The organism is Pseudarcicella hirudinis (genome assembly GCF_900115665.1).
GTDB classification, from domain to species: Bacteria; Bacteroidota; Bacteroidia; order Cytophagales; family Spirosomataceae; genus Pseudarcicella; species Pseudarcicella hirudinis.
Window position 1 is genome coordinate 203,670 of the sequence record NZ_FOXH01000002.1, and the last position, 16,877, is coordinate 220,546.

The 16,877-nt window shown below is 39.2% G+C and carries 13 protein-coding genes; 8 read left to right on the forward strand and 5 right to left on the reverse strand.

Annotation, left to right across the window (positions count from 1 at the left end; all coding sequences use genetic code 11):
• Nucleotides 1-116 precede the first annotated feature (116 nt).
• The gene (locus tag BM179_RS03980; protein WP_229632893.1) at nucleotides 117-1,529 is read left to right on the forward strand and encodes a vanadium-dependent haloperoxidase; all 1,413 of its coding nucleotides are present in this window, start codon (nucleotides 117-119) and stop codon (nucleotides 1,527-1,529) included.
• 66 nt (nucleotides 1,530-1,595) lie between these two features.
• Here the strand turns inward: BM179_RS03980 and BM179_RS03985 are convergent, their stop codons facing one another.
• The 3 genes from BM179_RS03985 to BM179_RS03995 are packed head-to-tail and all read right to left on the reverse strand — an operon-like array spanning nucleotide 1,596 to nucleotide 5,603.
• A complete protein-coding gene (locus BM179_RS03985; RefSeq protein WP_092012567.1) occupies nucleotides 1,596-3,191 on the reverse strand; it encodes an MFS transporter in 1,596 nt (531 codons plus the stop codon).
• Nucleotides 3,184-4,257 (reverse strand): HlyD family secretion protein, encoded by a 1,074-nt coding sequence (locus BM179_RS03990; protein WP_092012569.1) that lies wholly within the window; start codon nucleotides 4,255-4,257, stop codon nucleotides 3,184-3,186. Before BM179_RS03990 ends, BM179_RS03985 begins: the two co-directional genes overlap by 8 nt.
• A 2-nt stretch (nucleotides 4,258-4,259) precedes the next feature.
• Nucleotides 4,260-5,603 (reverse strand): TolC family protein, encoded by a 1,344-nt coding sequence (locus BM179_RS03995; protein ID WP_092012572.1) that lies wholly within the window; start codon nucleotides 5,601-5,603, stop codon nucleotides 4,260-4,262.
• A gap of 101 nt (nucleotides 5,604-5,704) precedes the next feature.
• Here BM179_RS03995 and BM179_RS04000 point away from each other — a divergent pair, with 101 nt between their 5' ends.
• Complete coding sequence (locus BM179_RS04000; protein WP_092012575.1) at nucleotides 5,705-6,487, forward strand: helix-turn-helix domain-containing protein; 783 nt, start codon at nucleotides 5,705-5,707, stop codon at nucleotides 6,485-6,487.
• A gap of 274 nt (nucleotides 6,488-6,761) precedes the next feature.
• On the opposite strand, the gene BM179_RS04005 is transcribed toward BM179_RS04000, so the two are convergent.
• Nucleotides 6,762-8,732 (reverse strand): M56 family metallopeptidase, encoded by a 1,971-nt coding sequence (locus BM179_RS04005; protein ID WP_092012578.1) that lies wholly within the window; start codon nucleotides 8,730-8,732, stop codon nucleotides 6,762-6,764.
• A 21-nt stretch (nucleotides 8,733-8,753) separates the two neighbouring features.
• Nucleotides 8,754-9,149 carry a BlaI/MecI/CopY family transcriptional regulator gene (locus BM179_RS04010; RefSeq protein WP_092012581.1) on the reverse strand — a complete coding sequence of 132 codons (396 nt, stop codon included), beginning with the start codon at nucleotides 9,147-9,149 and terminating at the stop codon, nucleotides 8,754-8,756.
• Between the two features lie 357 nt (nucleotides 9,150-9,506).
• On the opposite strand from BM179_RS04010, the gene BM179_RS04015 reads away from it, so the two are divergent.
• The 6 genes from BM179_RS04015 (at nucleotide 9,507) to BM179_RS04040 (ending at nucleotide 16,781) form a co-directional block, all read left to right on the forward strand.
• On the forward strand, nucleotides 9,507-10,016 hold the full coding sequence (locus BM179_RS04015; RefSeq protein WP_092012584.1) for a hypothetical protein: 510 nt from the start codon (nucleotides 9,507-9,509) through the stop codon (nucleotides 10,014-10,016).
• 124 nt (nucleotides 10,017-10,140) lie between these two features.
• Nucleotides 10,141-11,307, forward strand: a complete 1,167-nt coding sequence (locus BM179_RS04020; protein WP_143095150.1) for a hypothetical protein — start codon at nucleotides 10,141-10,143, stop codon at nucleotides 11,305-11,307.
• A gap of 147 nt (nucleotides 11,308-11,454) precedes the next feature.
• A complete protein-coding gene (locus tag BM179_RS04025; RefSeq protein ID WP_092012590.1) occupies nucleotides 11,455-12,519 on the forward strand; it encodes a hypothetical protein in 1,065 nt (354 codons plus the stop codon).
• A gap of 65 nt (nucleotides 12,520-12,584) precedes the next feature.
• On the forward strand, nucleotides 12,585-13,559 hold the full coding sequence (locus tag BM179_RS04030; protein ID WP_092012593.1) for a hypothetical protein: 975 nt from the start codon (nucleotides 12,585-12,587) through the stop codon (nucleotides 13,557-13,559).
• A 58-nt stretch (nucleotides 13,560-13,617) separates the two neighbouring features.
• A complete protein-coding gene (locus BM179_RS04035) occupies nucleotides 13,618-15,210 on the forward strand; it encodes a vanadium-dependent haloperoxidase (RefSeq protein ID WP_092012596.1) in 1,593 nt (530 codons plus the stop codon).
• 260 nt (nucleotides 15,211-15,470) lie between these two features.
• Complete coding sequence (locus BM179_RS04040) at nucleotides 15,471-16,781, forward strand: hypothetical protein (RefSeq protein WP_092012599.1); 1,311 nt, start codon at nucleotides 15,471-15,473, stop codon at nucleotides 16,779-16,781.
• Nucleotides 16,782-16,877: the final 96 nt, after the last annotated feature.

Sequence of the window (16,877 nt, forward strand, 5' to 3'; positions counted from 1 at the left end):
GGTTACAACCCATGACCTGATTTCTGGCAATGTTTTTGCTTTTATCAATAAGCAAAGCATTTTCTTTTCCCGCCGCCTGAAACCAATTCTTTATGAATAATCTGTATTAAAGTATTATGAAACAAAATCGACAAAATCTTTTCTCTCATTCCGGCCGCGGTAAGGAAAGTATTATTTATCATTACTTTTTTCTGGCAGTTATGATTTTATGGGTAACTGCCTGTAAACCCTCAGAAGATGCAACGAAAGAAGTACAGCCGAAAGTTTTGGCAAGTAGTTTTGATATGGGTGTGGCATCTTATTGGGTAAAGACGCAATTATATCTTTGTAAAAAAGGAACTGGATTTACACCGCCTGTCACATCAAGAGCATTTGGATATGCTGGCGTAACACTTTATGAATCGGTGGTAGGAGGGATGCCTTCCAATAATTCTTTGTCAGGACAATTGTCGGGTCTAAGCAATGTTCCGAAGGCAGATGCTGCCAAAGAATATAACTGGGCACTGGCTGCTAATGCCGCAGAAGCATTTATTGTAAAGAAACTGTTTGTAAACCCTGTTGATTCCACAAAGTATTATCCTAAAATTGATTCACTGGAACAAGCATTAAATGTGCTTTATAAAGTAAACGTAACCACAGAAGTGCTGGAACGATCAAAAGCATATGGAAAAGCTGTTGCTGCTGCGATTTACAATTGGTCGAAAACGGATGGAGGGGATGAAGGATACAAGCGAAATTTCCCGACTTCCTATAAAGTTCCGGTTTTTGTAGGAGCGTGGCAGCCAACTGAAAATAACATTCAGAATCCGATGCAGCCTTTTTGGGGTGCAAACCGTTTATTTGTAGAAGCGAATGGCAAATTGGCAATGCCCAAACCAATAGATTATTCTACTAAATCAAATTCTCCGTATTTTATCCAGTATAACGAGGTTTATCAGAAAAATAAGATCCTGACCCAGGAGGAAAAAGAAATATCGGTATGGTGGTCTGATAATCCTGGAGATACTTCGACACCTCCGGGGCATTCAGTTTCAATTGCAAATATTGCTTTGCAGAAAGTCAATGCTAAATTGGATAAAGCGGCGGAAGGTTTTGCGAAAACCGGCATAGCCGTTGCCGATGCTTTTATTCTGTGCTGGAAATGTAAATTCACCTACAATAATGAGCGCCCGTACACTTACGTAAGATATGCCATTGATCCTTCCTGGAAACCTTTCTGGCCGGCTCCGCCGTTTCCGGGTTTTCCTTCAGGACATGCCACACAGGCCGGAGCAGTTTGTGAAGTGCTGACAAATCTTTTTGGGGACAACTTTGCTTTTACAGATGATTCCTACGAAGGCAGAGCCAATGATCCGCTGACAGGTACGGCATTTAAAAGCCGCTCCTTTGCAAGTTTCAAAGACTTTGCCGTAGAATGTGCCAATTCAAGATTTTATGGTGGAATTCATACGCATCAGGATAATGATGAAGGGATGAAAAATGGTGTATTGGTAGGGAAAAATGTAAATGCCTTAAAATTTAAGAAATAATATTTTAGCCTGAATTTTCCGGGAGTTATCGACAAAGTGTTTGTTGATAACTCCCGTTTTTGTTCGTTAAAATGAAGCAGGGGAAGGGAGTTTGTTTCTCACATTAATGACTGTTTTATTGATAAACGGAGCTAATGAAATAATCAATAAAAGTGCAGTAATTCCCATGCAAACCCATAAATAGTAATCCATCGCAAAATGCAGGAAAGCCTGATTCTGAGTGCTTTTACTGATTAATCCCAAAGCAGCTTTATTGGCCTCAGATGAAGATACTCCCCTGGAAATTAAACCGTTACGATAAATGGATAATCTAGAAATGGTTTCCGGATTAATCAACGAGATCTCTTCACTTAAACGGGTATAATGAATACTGTCCGATTTTATCTGAAAAAAATTAATCATAGAAATACTTAAGCTAAAGCCCAGAAACCGGATAAATACTCCGGTAGTAGAAGCTGATTTACTCAGATTTTCCGGAACCGAGGAAATAATGAATAAAACAATCGGGGTCATCAGCATTCCGGCACCTAATCCTTGAACAATCAGCGGAATAATGAATGTCTCTGCCTCAGCCTGGGTATTGAAAAGCCAGTACATCCAGGCATGAAAAACCAGCAGTAACATGAAGCCGTAAATCCAGATGACCCTTATGGATTTTTGAAGAATAATCAATCTGGAAGCTAATGTAGCACTGAGTATAATGCCTGAAAGATTGGCCAGCATCATCAGGTTTACATGAATAGGATCCATCCCAAGCACTTTCGCGAAGTAAAGAGACGTAATATTAAAAGCTCCTCTGATCAGATAAAAAGCCAGCAGAAAGATTATCCCGATCCGGAAGTTCCGGTATTTAAAAACATCCAGGTGCAGAAAAGGTCTTTTCAGACTTTTCTGACGGAAAACGTGCAATAAGGTTAAGAGCAGAATCATGAACAGACAAAATCTGATGCTGTCATTTTCAAGCCATTCTAATTGTTGTCCGTAAACCAGTACCCAACCGATAAGCATCAGTAAAATTGAATATAAAACAAAACTGACCCAGTCGGTCTGATATAAAGGCATTTTTTTGCTGAGTCTGACATTGTTCATGATACCCAACAGTAAAATTGCACCGGGAATGAAAGCAAAAATTGCAAATTTATAAACTGCATTGAACTCATAATTATCTACAATCGGAGCAGTCACCAGAGAAGTAAACGGAGCCATGCAGAGAATGAGTGTATAAAAGAGAGAATATCCGATTTCTCGGGCTCTTTCAGTCCCTAACTTGCTGAAAATTAAAGTTAAACAGATACTCGTAATGCCACAGTTAAGCACTCCCTGAATAAATCTCAGGACAAACAGCAGATAAATATTTCTGGTTAAATAACAGATGAGAGTAGAAATTACTTCCAAAGACAGGCAAAGCAGAAAATAAGGTCTGGTATTCATATAGGAGAAAAACCGGCGTTCCAGCGGAACTGCTGTTGCTACAGCTACATAAAACAATAACATAGAGTATTGAATATCAGCTGGTTCTGCTCCGTAATAACCTGCCGCCGCATTTATGTTTACGGTTGAAATGGCAAATAACATGGTACTTGGTAAAATCACCAGAAAAATAGTGATTTTGATCAGCCAGCCGGGTACCCAGGACTTGAAGATAGCAGTTTGATTATCCATTTTGATGATTTCTCCCTTTTTTTACAGAAACATTCGCACTCATTCCGGCACTGAGAATTCCTAAGCCCTTTTTATCTCCTTCTAATCTGATTCTTACCGGAATACGCTGGGCAATTTTCACAAAGTTTCCTGTTGAATTATCAGGGGGAAGTAATGAAAATCTTGATCCGGTTGCGGCAGAAAGTGATTCTATCTTACCTTTGAAAATTTCATCAGGAAATGCGTCTATTTCAATCTCCACATTCTCCCCGACATACATATTTCTTACCTGTGTTTCCTTAAAATTGGCGATGACCCATTTCCCGGCTTCATGATCTACAATAAACCCAAGTGTTTGCCCAATCAGGATTAACTGACCGGGTTGTATCGTTCTCCTGCCCATTTTCCCGTCATAAGGAGCCGTAATTATCGTATAGGAAACATCCAGTTTGTTTTTACCTACAATAGCTTCCCTTCTTTTGATTTCTGCAGAGGCAACGTCTTTTTGTACCTGTGTATCATGTACTTTTGCAAGTGAAGCACTATAGGCATCAAGTGTTGCCTGGTATTCAGATTTAGCTACATCCAATGCGGTTTTTACATTCTCAAACTGTTGTCCGGTTACAGATTCTGCCTCAAAGAGATTTTTATAGCGAATATATTCCTGTTCCTGTTTCCAGAGCCGGGCTTTAGCAGCTTCTATTTGAGATTTACTTACTTTTGCCACCTGATTCATCGTATTTGTATTACTTTCCAGTACAGAAATCTGAGCTCTGGCATTAACCAGTGCCGCTTCAGCTTCCCGCTGCTGGACGATATAATCACTGTTGTCAATTACCAGCAAAGTGTCTCCGCGATGTACTTCCTGGTTTTCCTCAAATTTTATTTCTTTGATATAACCGCTTACTTTCGCCGTAACCGGATTGATATATTCATCTACCTGTGCATCATTGGTTTCTTCGTATTTATTCATGAAAAGCAATGTTCTGGTACCCCAAACCGCTAATGCTACCAGTATTACCGAAGCCAGTATGGCTGTAATATTGGTAATGATTTTGTCTGTTCTGTTACTTTTAGGAGTGTTCATAATTAGAGATTTCCAATGGTTTTTTGTAATTGATAATATTGTTCCTGTGCAATAATCTGAGCAGAAGTCAGGTCAAATCTTGCCTGAAGCACCTGCGTTTCTGCATCAAGTAAATCAGTAAGTAATGCCAGCTGATTAAAATAAGTATTGTTGATAATTCTGAGGTTTTCAGTGGCCTGTACTATATTATTTTTAGCAACTTCAATTCTGCTCAATGATTCTTTATAACGGACGTAGGATTCATGAACCTGCTGACGAATTCCATCTCCCAGGTCAGAATGTGCCAGTTCATGTTGCAGGATATTGAGTCTGGCAGCTTCTTCCTTATGTTTGTTCTGATATAATGCAGAAATCGGAAATGAAGCTTTTACTCCATACTGACCCAAAGCATAAGCTGCATTCGCATAAGGATAAAACTGAATCTGAGGATACGCATAGGTGTATTCTGCAAAAAGCCCGATTTTAGGAGCAGCGTTTGTTTTTACCTGTTTTAACTTCAGGAAACTGAGCTCTGTTTCTTTTTCTGAAATTTTGTAGGAAAATGCCTGTTTCAGTGCCTGTGCCAGATATGTTTCATATGATTCCGGTAAAAAATCACTGACATTTGTCGAATCAGATTGAACCATAATTCTGGTATTATCAGGTAAGCCTGTTATGATAGCCACTTTCCGGGAAGTAATATCTATGCTGTTCTCTATTTCAAGCAGATTCATTTTTTGTCCTGATAATTTCAGCTCCGCTCGAAGCACGTCTGTTTTCAGTACCACTCCGTTTTTATGCAGTTGTCTGATCTGTACCAGTAATTTTTCCTGTTCCGCAATATCCTGTAAAAGCAACTGTTTAAACATATAGCTCCTCTTAAGGTCAAGGAAATAAATAGCTGCTTTAAAACGGATTTCAGAAACCGTAAGATGTTGAAATTCTAAAGCAATCGCATGTTTAACTTCTTCAGCTTCAATGTTATTTCTTACTTTTCCACCGTTGTAAACATTCAGGTAAGCATCCCCTGAAATCTTATAAAAATTGTGTATTACCGGGAATTGATCTGGTGTATGAAATAAACCGTTCTCAAAAACAGGCATATTTGAAATACGGGCATATGTTCCCGATGCTCCGATTTCCGGGAACCGCTCTGTAAGCGCATCCTTTACTTCCTCTTCACTGGTTTTGATTTTAAGTTTCTGAATTTGAATTAATTTGCTGTTTTTTGAGGCTTTTTCCCAGATTTCAGAAAGAGAAAGTACGATCACATTGGTGGAATCATGAGGCATTTCAGTGGCTTTTACCTGAATGGATATTGTAAAAGCCAACTGGATAAAGTACAATATTTTGCTAAAAGGTTTCATATAATTATTCTAATAATCCTGACTGCAAATTTCCTGCAAAGAAATTTGTTTTATTTTGTCTAAATTGCCATAGATTTGTTAGAACCAGCCAATTTAACGAAATGAAAGTAGAAGACTACCTGATAGCCCTTGATGCAGAGCCCGACACTTGTTATGTCTGGCACGATAAAACAGAGAATAAATACCCCATTCACAAGCATAAAAAAGGTCAGCTGACCTATGTGGAAGGAGGAATGGCTTTCTTTTATTCGAGGGAGAAATCTTATTTTTTGCCTTCAAGACATTTTGTATGGGTTCCTCCGGGGATGGAACATTACTTTGAACTTCGTTATCCGGCAAGTGTAGTCCGGTCAATTTATTTCAATTTTGAGGGGATTGAGGAAAATGATTTCTATTTTAAAATGGGGATTTATCCGGTTAATAACCTGCTTTGGGAGATGATTTTGTTTACTGAAAAATGGAAAGGAGATATCGGAAAGGATTCACAGGCTTATCATTTTCTGATAACGCTAAAGAATATATTACCTGAAATCAGTCAGCATCCTTTGCCGATAGCTGTACCGACAACGGAGAATGAACGATTGCGCCCGGTTCTGATTTTTATTCATCGAAATATTTCTGAGAATCTTACTATTTCTAATGTAGCAGCCAGATTCGGATTCAGCGACCGGAATTTATCCAGAATGTTCCGCGCAGATCTGGATATCTCGTTTTTTCAATATCTGAAACTATTGCGTATTGTAAAAGCGATGGAAATGCTGTTACAGACTAAACAAACTGTTAGTGAAATAGCGTATGCAACCGGATATGATAGTATTTCAGCCTTCAGCAATACCTTTTTTCAGCTTACCGGAAGAAGGCCGACCGATTTTAGAAACTTATAATCATGGAGATTGAAAACATAGTTTTCCCGATAAAATACAAAAAAGAGTGTTCCATCCGGCGCACCCTTTTCCCAATCCTGTAATCTAAACGAAATTAAAAAATCTTCTGTTTAAGGCTGTTTTCTCCGGATCCGGACATAGTTATTTCATGAAGGATTTTGCCGGATAACTGTAAACGAGTATTTCCTTTAGCAAAATTCAGCCTTAATATCTGAGCGAAATAGTATCTTGATTTGTAACTTACCTGAAAGGCAAATTTATACTGGTTTGTTCTTTAGTTTTTAGGACCTTTTTCCGGTTTTATGGTCGTAGCATTTTTACGTGAAGATTTGATGGTGGTTGCTCCTTTGGTTTTGAATTGAGATTTTTGCAGATCCAATCTCAGCTCTTCCTTTGCATCCAGTAAATCCTGCTGTGCTTGTTTTAAACTTTCTGCGGCTTCTTTTCTGCTTTCCTGGGCCTCTTCTTCAGCCAGTTTAAGTTCAATAGCAGCCTGTTTTCTATCCTCTTCTGCCTGAGCACGAGCCTCAGCAGCCTCTTTTCTGGCAAGCTCCGCCTGTATTCTTCCCTCTTCCGCCTGCTTTCTGCCTTCCTCTGCCTGAATCCGCCCTTCCGCAGCTTGTTTTCTGCCAAGTTCTGCCTGTCTTCTTCCTTCTTCTGCTTGTTTTCTGCCACGTTCAGCTTCTACACGTCCTTCCGCAGCTTGTTTTCTTCCAAGTTCTGCCTGTCTTCTTCCTTCCTCTGCCTGTTTTCTGCCACGTTCGGCTTCCGCACGTCCTTCTGCCGCCTGCTTTCTTCCAAGTTCCGCTTGTCTTCTTCCTTCCTCAGCTTGTTTTCTTCCAATTTCAGCTTGTCTTCTTCCTTCTTCTGCCTGTTTTCTGCCTTCTTTCATGAGTACCTTCAGCTTGTCAATCTCAGGTTGGTAAGAAGCAAGCTGATCCTCAGGAATTTTTACATCATTGATATACAATTCGCTGATTTTGTCTTCATTTTCATTAAATCTGTAAGTTTTGCCATCTACACTAATCTGAGACGAGCCGGAATTATAAACCCAGGTTCTGCTGTGCGTTTTTGTTTTTGCCTTTTTTGCAGGAACTGAATCCACCTTTACCTCAACTACAGGCGCAGGACAGATAGCATTTGGTTTAATGGCAGCGACTTTAGCAGAAACTGATTTTACAGAGCTTACCGGTGTTACTTCGGAGATGGTCTTTGCATTGGTTTTTGTAAAAACCGCAGTAAAAGAAACGGCGACAATGAGGCAAATGGTTAATGTTGTTCTTTCCATGATATTGAGTGATTGATTATGGTTTGACACCATGCGTCTGACACGATGTAATAAATGGTTACTGTTTCCTGAGAATCCCAGAGCATAATCGGGTGTAGTCATTTTATATTCTTCACATGAAATAAGTGCTTGTATATAGGTTGTTTTGCTTCCGGTAATTGAAATGGCAATGTCATCACAGCAGTTTTCTCTTTCGTTTCTGATAAGATTTGAAATCCATAAAACAGCAGGGTTGAAAAAGAAAACTATTTCCAGAAAACGCTGTAAAATGTTAACCAGGTAATCTTTTCGGCGGATATGTGCAAGTTCATGGATTAATATTGCCTCCAGTTCCTGAGGACTCAGGTGGGAAAGCATCCCTAGAGGAATCAGAATAATCGGCTTGAAGTAGCCTATTACAACCGGCGACTGTGCCACGCCTGATTGCATAATTTCAATTGCCTGACTGATTCCCAGTTTATGGCTGAGCATTTTTAGTTTTTCCTTTAACTGATAATCTACGGCAAAAATCTTTACTTTTTTAAGCTGATAAAGACTGTAAAAACCGGCCGCCATTCTGAGAAGCTGGATGCAGATAATCAGAAACCATCCAAGGATAATTTCTCCGGAATGCTCAATGCAATAATTAACGATTTCATTGCCAATGCTTTTATCGATCAGTTCATTTCCGGTTGATAAGGCAAAAACCTTCATTGCTGCCGCATTTTCTGTAGAAACAGATTGTACAGACACAGATTTAAGTTGCCGGAAAAATGTATAGATACTGCCAGCGGCAAACAGAAATAAGGAAGCCGTAAGTAATTTATACCGAAGATCAGCACTTGACTTTTTGGTAAAAAGAATAATGATTCCAACCGTAAAGGACAGAATAAGCCCTTGCCAGAGAGAATGAATCAAAGTACTGCAAAGCGCTTTGAGTAAATATTCAGGAACGGGGTTTACAAGACTTAAATCCATTTGATTACATTTTAGAGATGATTAATCTTCAAGGTTTTTGAGCAGATTTTTGATTTCTTCCAGATCCTTTTTTGAAGTCTTTTTATTGCCCAGTAATTGCATCATCAGATTACTCGCCGAACCATTGTACATGGTATCGATAAACTTTTCGAGTAGAAAATCTTTGGTTTTTTTCTCTTCTTCGGCAACTCTGTATATATGTTTCATACTACTCTCATCTCTGAAAACCAATTGCTTATCAGTCATGATCTGCATAAGCTTTAACGTAGAGCTGTAGTTGACTTCTCTGAGGTCATTCAGTTTGTCATTTACAAATCTTACGGTTGAAGGACCATGTTCCCAAAGTACTTGCAGAATTTCCAATTCTGATTTGGTAGGTTCAATTTTTCGGGTCGGATTTTCTTTTTCTGAATTCATGTTTCAAAGGTAGGAAAAATTTCGTACGAAACAAATCCTAGCTTATTTTTTATCTCAAAAATCAGAAAACTTGAGTTAGAAGGGAGGTACTTTAATAGAGCATATTCTTATAAACAGGCAGAAATGCGTTTTTTTCAGAGGGGATTTTTCTTTATTTTTTTAGAAAATCTTTATATTCAGGCTCAAAAATGGACATTTCTTTTGCATTTTTTAAAGAACTTTCATTTTAGAGCTTATTGAGTGTTTTATTTTGGCTTAAAAGAAATTAAATTTGTGATATAAATTCTTTAATTGATACTACAATAAGGTTTGAGATTCTTACTTTCCATAACGCTCCTCGGGCTTTTGCTCTATAATATGATCGGCTATTCGGTGGTCTATTATATGGGTGGAGATTTACTGGTTGAGAGTAATGAAGTGAACGAGAATTATGGAAATATCAAAAAAGAATCTATAGTTGAAGAATTTGTTTTGATGAAAACGCCTGCCTCCAAACCAGACCAGTCAAATTGGAATGCAATGGAGTCGGTTAATCAGGAAATTGAAAAAGCCCACGGATTCTACCAGGTTGTTGAGCAAAAAATGCTGAATGATACACTTTATACTGTGTGTAAAGTAGGTAGAAATGCCAGAGATAATTTCTTCGCATTGGTAGATCACATCAATAAACATGTGAAAAATGATGATTCTGATACCCACAGGAAATCATCCAGTTTCCTCAAAAATTTCCTGAAAGAGTATATTTCTCTGAATAAGAAACATGTCATCTATGTGTTGGAATGGTTGACACCAAAATCTTTTTCTGCTTATCTCTATCCTCACTTTACGCCTCATTTTACGATTATCTCGCCCCCTCCGCGGTTTTAAATCTGATTTATAAATAAACGAAAATTCATAGTGCGTTAACCGTCTGTGATGAAAATTGGCATGACCTTCAAAAGTTATGTCCTTACCGTCATTTATTTTTTAAATAGGTTTAAAATCAGATTTTATGAAAAATCTTTACAAGATTTTGACCGCTGTATATTGCATTTTTCTAATAAATGCAGATTTACACGCTCAAGGTTGCGTAGCTGTTCGCCAGATGGGCGGCATTAATGCCATGTCAGCTTCCTCTTCATATAACCTTGGAAAAGGAGATTTTCAGGTTGGAGCCAACTACCGTTATTTTCATTCTTTTCGTCATTTCGTCGGAGATGTTGAACAGCCACAGCGCCAGACTTTAGGAAACGCTGTTAATATTTACTCTCATGCCCTTGATATAAATGTCTCATACGGGCTGACAAGCCGCATTCAATTGAATGCAAGTGTGCCTTTTGTACATAATGAGAGGTCACAAACCCTGACTTTAGACAAGGATGCTGCCAATAAAGCACTTACCCGTTACAGCGTCAGAGCAAAAGGTTTGGGCGATATTCGTTTAGGGATAAACTACTGGGTATTCAGCCCTGAGAAATCTCATAAAGGAAACCTGATGATAGGTGCAGGAATTAAATTAGCCACCGGAGCTTACGGTGCTAAAGATGATTACCTGCAAACAGACGGATCAATGAAAAATCTGGTAGTGGATCAGGCAATCCAGCCTGGTGACGGAGGCGTTGGTTTTTCACTTGAATTTCAGGCTTTCAGACAATTACACCACAGAATTTATGGTTTTGCCAATGCATATTATATGCTAAGTCCTCAGGAGTCAAACGGAATTGCCCGTTCCGCACCTGCCAAAGGATTGGAAGGCTATGAAATTTTTGCTTCGCCAGATCAATACTTCGCCCGTGCCGGAGCTATGATCGTAATCGGAAAATCTAAAAACCTGGCTTTTTCTCTGGCCGGAAGGTTTGAAGGAATTCCTGCTTATGATGTAGTAGGAGGCAGTGTGGCTTATCGCCGTCCCGGCTATGTTGTTGCTGCAGAACCAGGTATCACTTACCGGGTAGGACAGCATACCTTCAGTTTATTTGTCCCATATAACTTTTACAAAAATCGTATCCAGAGCGCGGCTGATAAAGCCAGTCAGGATCTGACTAATTCGACCATTACGGATCCGTCTAAGTTTGTTTTCAAAAACGGAGATGCTGCTTTTGCTGATTATTCGATCAGTTTAGGCTATTCGTTCAGAATCTCAAAAGCCGTAAAAGTTCCGACATGGAATGTTAATTAGACATCAGGAACGAATCAGTTTTTAGGAATCCTCCAAAATTTCAACAGAATGTGTGAATAGAAAAGGCTTTGTTGTAAAATAAAGCCTTCATAACGAGTTGATTTTAAATACAATAAAACTATCTGAAAATATCCCAAATCAAAATTTATGAAGAAAATTTTCCAAATATACTTAGTGTTTTTGTGTGCAGTTGTATTACAGCACAATGTTATGGCTCAGGGCTGTATCGCAGTTCGTCCGATGAGTAGTGTGATCGGAAATGTGAATAATCCCAATCAAATTATGCACCCGGGTCAATGGCAGGTATCTCTTGGCTATCGTTACCTTCACTCTTTCAGACATTACTTAGGAAGTGAAGAGCAAACACAGAGAATTGAACAGGGAACTCAGGTAATTAACGATACGCACAATTTTGATTTAGGCGTAAGTTATGCCGTAAGTTCCAGATTGAGTTTAGCACTTAACCTGCCGGTTTCTACCAATGATCGTTCTTCTTTATATGAGCATTACGGCAATTCACTGACTGCCAATCCTGATCAGAAACGTTTTCACACTTATTCAAAAGGAATCGGTGATTTGCGTTTGACAGCTACATACTGGCTGCTTGATCCTATGAAACATTCAAAAGGAAATATCGCTATAGGATTAGGTGTGAAAGCTCCGACCGGAGATTTCAACGTATTGGATCAGTTTCACCGTTTAGATGCTGATAAGAAAGATTACACTGTATTGAAAGCAGTTGATCAGTCTATTCAGCTTGGTGATGGCGGATGGGGTGGAAGCATTGAAGTACAGGGTTATCGCCAGGTTTTTACCAAAACGTCTCTTTATTTTAACGGATTTTACCTGTTCAGCCCTAAAGTAAAAAATGAAAGTACAGGATTTTCTGTTCCTGATCAGTTTGCAGCAAGAGTTGGTTTAGCATATGCTTTGATTCCGAAACATGGTTTTGCAGTAAGCTTAGGAGGCAGAATCGAAGGACTGCCGTCTATCGATGCATTCGGAAGCAGTGACGGAGGTCGTCGTCCGGGTTATATCATTTCTGTAGAGCCGGGTGTTACCTGGTCAGGTATCAAAAACACGTTTGCCTTAACAGTTCCGATTGCCCTTGTCAGAAACAGAACTCCGACATGGACCTCCACAGGTATGAAACCGGGAGATGCTGCATTTGCAGATTACCTGATTTCAGCAACTGTTTCACATAGATTTTAATTTATATTTTACGGATACCTGGCCTGAAAAGGTCAGGTATTACCTAACTCAAAACAAACTCCTACATGAAAGTTTTTACTAAATACAGCTTAGCGATTGTTTTTGCATTGAGTTGCTATTTCGGACAGGCTCAAACGATGACCGATGGCATTTTTATGTCTAAAAATAATATTTGCGGAGCTTTAACTTACACGCACGACTCCTGGAACAAATACTGGGAAGGCACTCATTCCAGAGAAAACAAAAACCTGGGAACAGTGAGTACTCAAAGCGTAATGGCTATGGTTAACTATGGTATTAACGACCGTTTTAACATATTGGCAGGCGTTCCATACGTTTGGACAAAAGCATCTGCGGGGGTATTGCATGGAATGAGCGGGGTTCAGGATTTAACAGCTGCTGCAAAATATCGCATTGCTCAGATCAGGGATCTTTCAATTATCGGTGTAGTAGGAGGATCAATACCAACTAATAATTATGTGGCTGATTTTTTGCCAATGGCAATTGGTTTGCAATCCAAAACGGTTTTTGGAAGAGGAATTTTATACTACCAGACAGTAAAAGGATTGTCTGCAACACTTCAGGGATCGTATATCCACCGGTCAAATGTAAAGGTTGACCGTTATATGTATTATACTGATCAGGCTTATTTTACTAATGAAATGGAAATGCCGGATGTTGTAAATATTTCAGCTAAAGCCGGACATTATTCTTATCGCTGGCAGGCAGAAGCAACCTTTGAGCAAAATATAGTTGGGGGCAATATCGACATTCGTGTGAATGATATGCCGGGTCTTTGCAATAAAATGGATTATACAAGAGTAGGAGTGGTGGCAGCTTACAGAATTCCTCAGCTGAATGACCTTCAGGTAATCGGAAATGTCAGCAGAGTAGTGGCAGGAAGAAATGTTGGTGAATCTACCACATTTACAGTCGGAATTACAAAATTCATTGACTTCAGAAAGAACAGAGCTAACGGTATTCCGACAGGACCGATCTGCCGTCCCGGAGATGTTAAACATCAGGGCCAGATGAAGTAAGGTTTATTGTATTGTAGCCTGTCATTTTGCCAAATTAAAACCCAGAAATTTTATTAAGATGAAAACTATTTTTAGTAAAAACATAGAACTATCAATATTATTATCAGCCTTTTTTGCGATTGTTTTATCGTGTAGTAAAGGGCTGGAACGTAATGGAACCGAACTGGATCCTTTAACTCCTGCAAAAGCTGATACTTCAGCCGGAAGCTGGAAAACTATTGTACTGACCTCAGTAAAAGATGTTGCTGTGGCACAACCTGAAGCGGTGACCTCAGCAAATTATATCCAGGAACTGGCTGCTGTAAAAACAGCCATGGCTAGCCTGACAGAAGAGCAGAAAACAGCTATCCGTTACTGGAATTCAGGCGGTGTGCTTCGCTGGAACCAGATTATGCGTTCATTGGTGGCTAAAAATAACCTGCCTCCGGTAGAAATTGACGGGAAATATCCGATTCCAAGTTCTGCAAATCCTGACAATACTAATAATGAGATCGGAACAACGTTTCCTTTCTCAAACCCACCTTATGCTGCACGTTCTTATGCGTATGTATCTGTAGCACAATATGATGCATTGGTGGCAGCAATGGCTTACAAGCAAATTTATAAGCGTAAAGCGCCAAATCTGACAGATGCTTCTATCGTTCCGTCATTGGTTTCAGCACCGGGCGGAGCTACTTCTTATTCTTATCCTTCTGAGGATGCAGTATTAGCAGGTGCTTCTTACGAATTGATGAAGAGATTATTCCCACGTACAGAAGATACCTTGTATTTGTATAAAATGAAAGAGCAGCAGAAATGGTACAAAGTGTGGTCCGGAGCTGCTACAAAATCTGACATTGAGGCTGGTGAAAAGCTTGGTAAGGCGGTTGCATTGAAAGTTGTGGCTCGTTTTGGTAATGACGGGATGAAAAATGCAGTCGGAAATCAGGCGAAATGGGATAGTTTATTTAAAAGAGCTGAAGAACGTGGTGATGTTGCCTGGAAATCAATGGAGGAGGCTCCACGCCCTCCGATGCTCCCTTTATTTGGAAATGTTAAAACCTGGAATATGGATTTTGCTACAATGAAAGATATCAGTACCAGATTCCCTCCTTATAATACCAAATCAGAAGAATTTAAAAAGGATCTGGCTGAAGTAAGAGCATATAGCGACAAACCCACCAGAGAGAATATCGCTATTGTTCATTATTGGGCAGACGGAGCAGGTACTCACACTCCTCCGGGACACTGGAATCAGATTGCAGAAGAATACATTGCAAATGATAGAGAGTCTGAAGTAAGAGCCGCAAGAAACTATGCTTTGCTCAATACTGCGATGATGGATGCTGCGGTAAGCTGCTGGTACACTAAAAATTTCTTTTATACCGCAAGACCATCTCAGATGGATCCGGAAATAAAAACACTTACAGGGTTGCCGAATTTCCAGTCTTATACTTCCGGACACTCTACGTTCTCCGCTTCTGCTGCAACGGTATTAGGCTATCTGTTCCCATCCGCTGCCGGCAAATTTAATTCAATGGCGGATGAAGCCTCAAAGTCACGTCTGGTAGGATGTATTCACTATCGGATTGACTGTGAAGGTGGATTGAAGATTGGAAAACTGGTTGGTGACCAGGCTGTTAAGCGTGGCCAGAGTGACGGTTCCAATTAATCAGATCATTAGAAGTTTTGTTAAGGGGAAATCTGCCATAATTTAATTTATGGCAGATTCTTATTCGAAACTCAAACGATATATTTCAAAAAGGCTGCCTGTCTGCAGGTCGCAATTTAATTTTTGAAGAAAAGCTTAGATTACTAAAAATGGTTAATGTTTCAGACTTCTGCCGATTAATAATTGGCAGAAGTTTACAGTTATCTCTGAAAAAATTATGCCGGATTTAGCCAAAATCATCTGAAATTTTCCAATACCCAATGAATTACAAGTATTTTATCCTTTTACTGATTCTTTTTGTTTGTGCCTGTAGAGAGAAAACACCTGAAAAATCGGTAGTTATTCCTTTGAAAGTGTTCAGTGACTCTGTGTATCAGGATAACCCTGAAATTGGATTTCGAAGTAAGAATTATCATGAAAAACTTTATAATGCTCTGCATCTTACCAGAAACACGGATACTTCATTTGATTTAAAATTTACTGATTCATCTGATTCAAAACGTTTTATTATTCTTAAAAATGTTGACCTGGGAGTATTGATCCCAACCGTTTCAGAATGGCTTAAACCAGATCATTATCTGACAACTATTGAAATAGCCAGCCAGGAATGGAATCATCAGCAGATAAGTTTTTCAAAAGGAGAAACAGGAATAGAGTTAAGCGGAGGGTCTTTTGAAAAGAAGGATTTCGGTAAAATAGACCTTATTCAAAATAGTCTGGGAGCAGGACTTTGGGAAGTCATTGTTTACGAAAAAAAGGACAATCAGGAGCTACCTTACTTTCATGGATGGTTTGAATTGCCTTCAGCTATTTATCAGTATCTGTTTGAACAAAAGAATAAGCTTTTCTATAAGGACTATAAAGCGTTTCTGGAAAACGGGAAGAAACCGGCTCAGGAAAAAATTGATTTATCCCTGCTGAGACAGGAACTTGATACAAAGCCGATTAATTTTCTTTCACTGAATGAATATTTTTATCCATTGAAAGGGGAGTTCCCGGGGAAAATGAAAAATGTTGTTTATCCTCTAAACCCATCAATCATTCAGGAGTTTTTAAACGATACCACTGCTTTTGCAAGTTTCGGGTCTGTCGGACTTTATGATAAAACCAGGCCTCATGCTACGGAATTAGGCAGAATGGCTAATCTGGAAAATATCCTGCAAAAGAAAATAATTGTACCTGAGTCCAGTCAGGATACGCTTACTGAGTTTGAATTTCAGTTTTCAGATGTAAATGATAACCGTAAAATAAGGATGTTTCTGGGAGGAGTTAACCTGAAAAAGATTCCCCGGTTAACGTTTGAAGAGATTGAAAATGCCTGGCAAATGCCATTTGGAATAGGTAATCATTCTTTCCGTGAAAGTTATCAGGAAAGCCTGAATTATTCCGGCAGCAAAAGTCCTTATTACGGAATTCTGACAGATGAGCATAAAAACTGGCTTGATAATAAACCTGTAGGAATAGACGGTTCTTTATTGTTTGTTGAGAAAGGCTTTCCTCATAAACTACACTTTTTACTCTTGTCTTACGAAAGGCATGCAATCGTCGGACATTACCTGATGCAAATATAGCTGAGGCCGGAATAGGATGTTTTTTGCCCTTTCCCTCGTTTGTGTCTTCACAAACGAGCCATAAACGGGGATAAATTTAGAATTTTCTTTAGAATT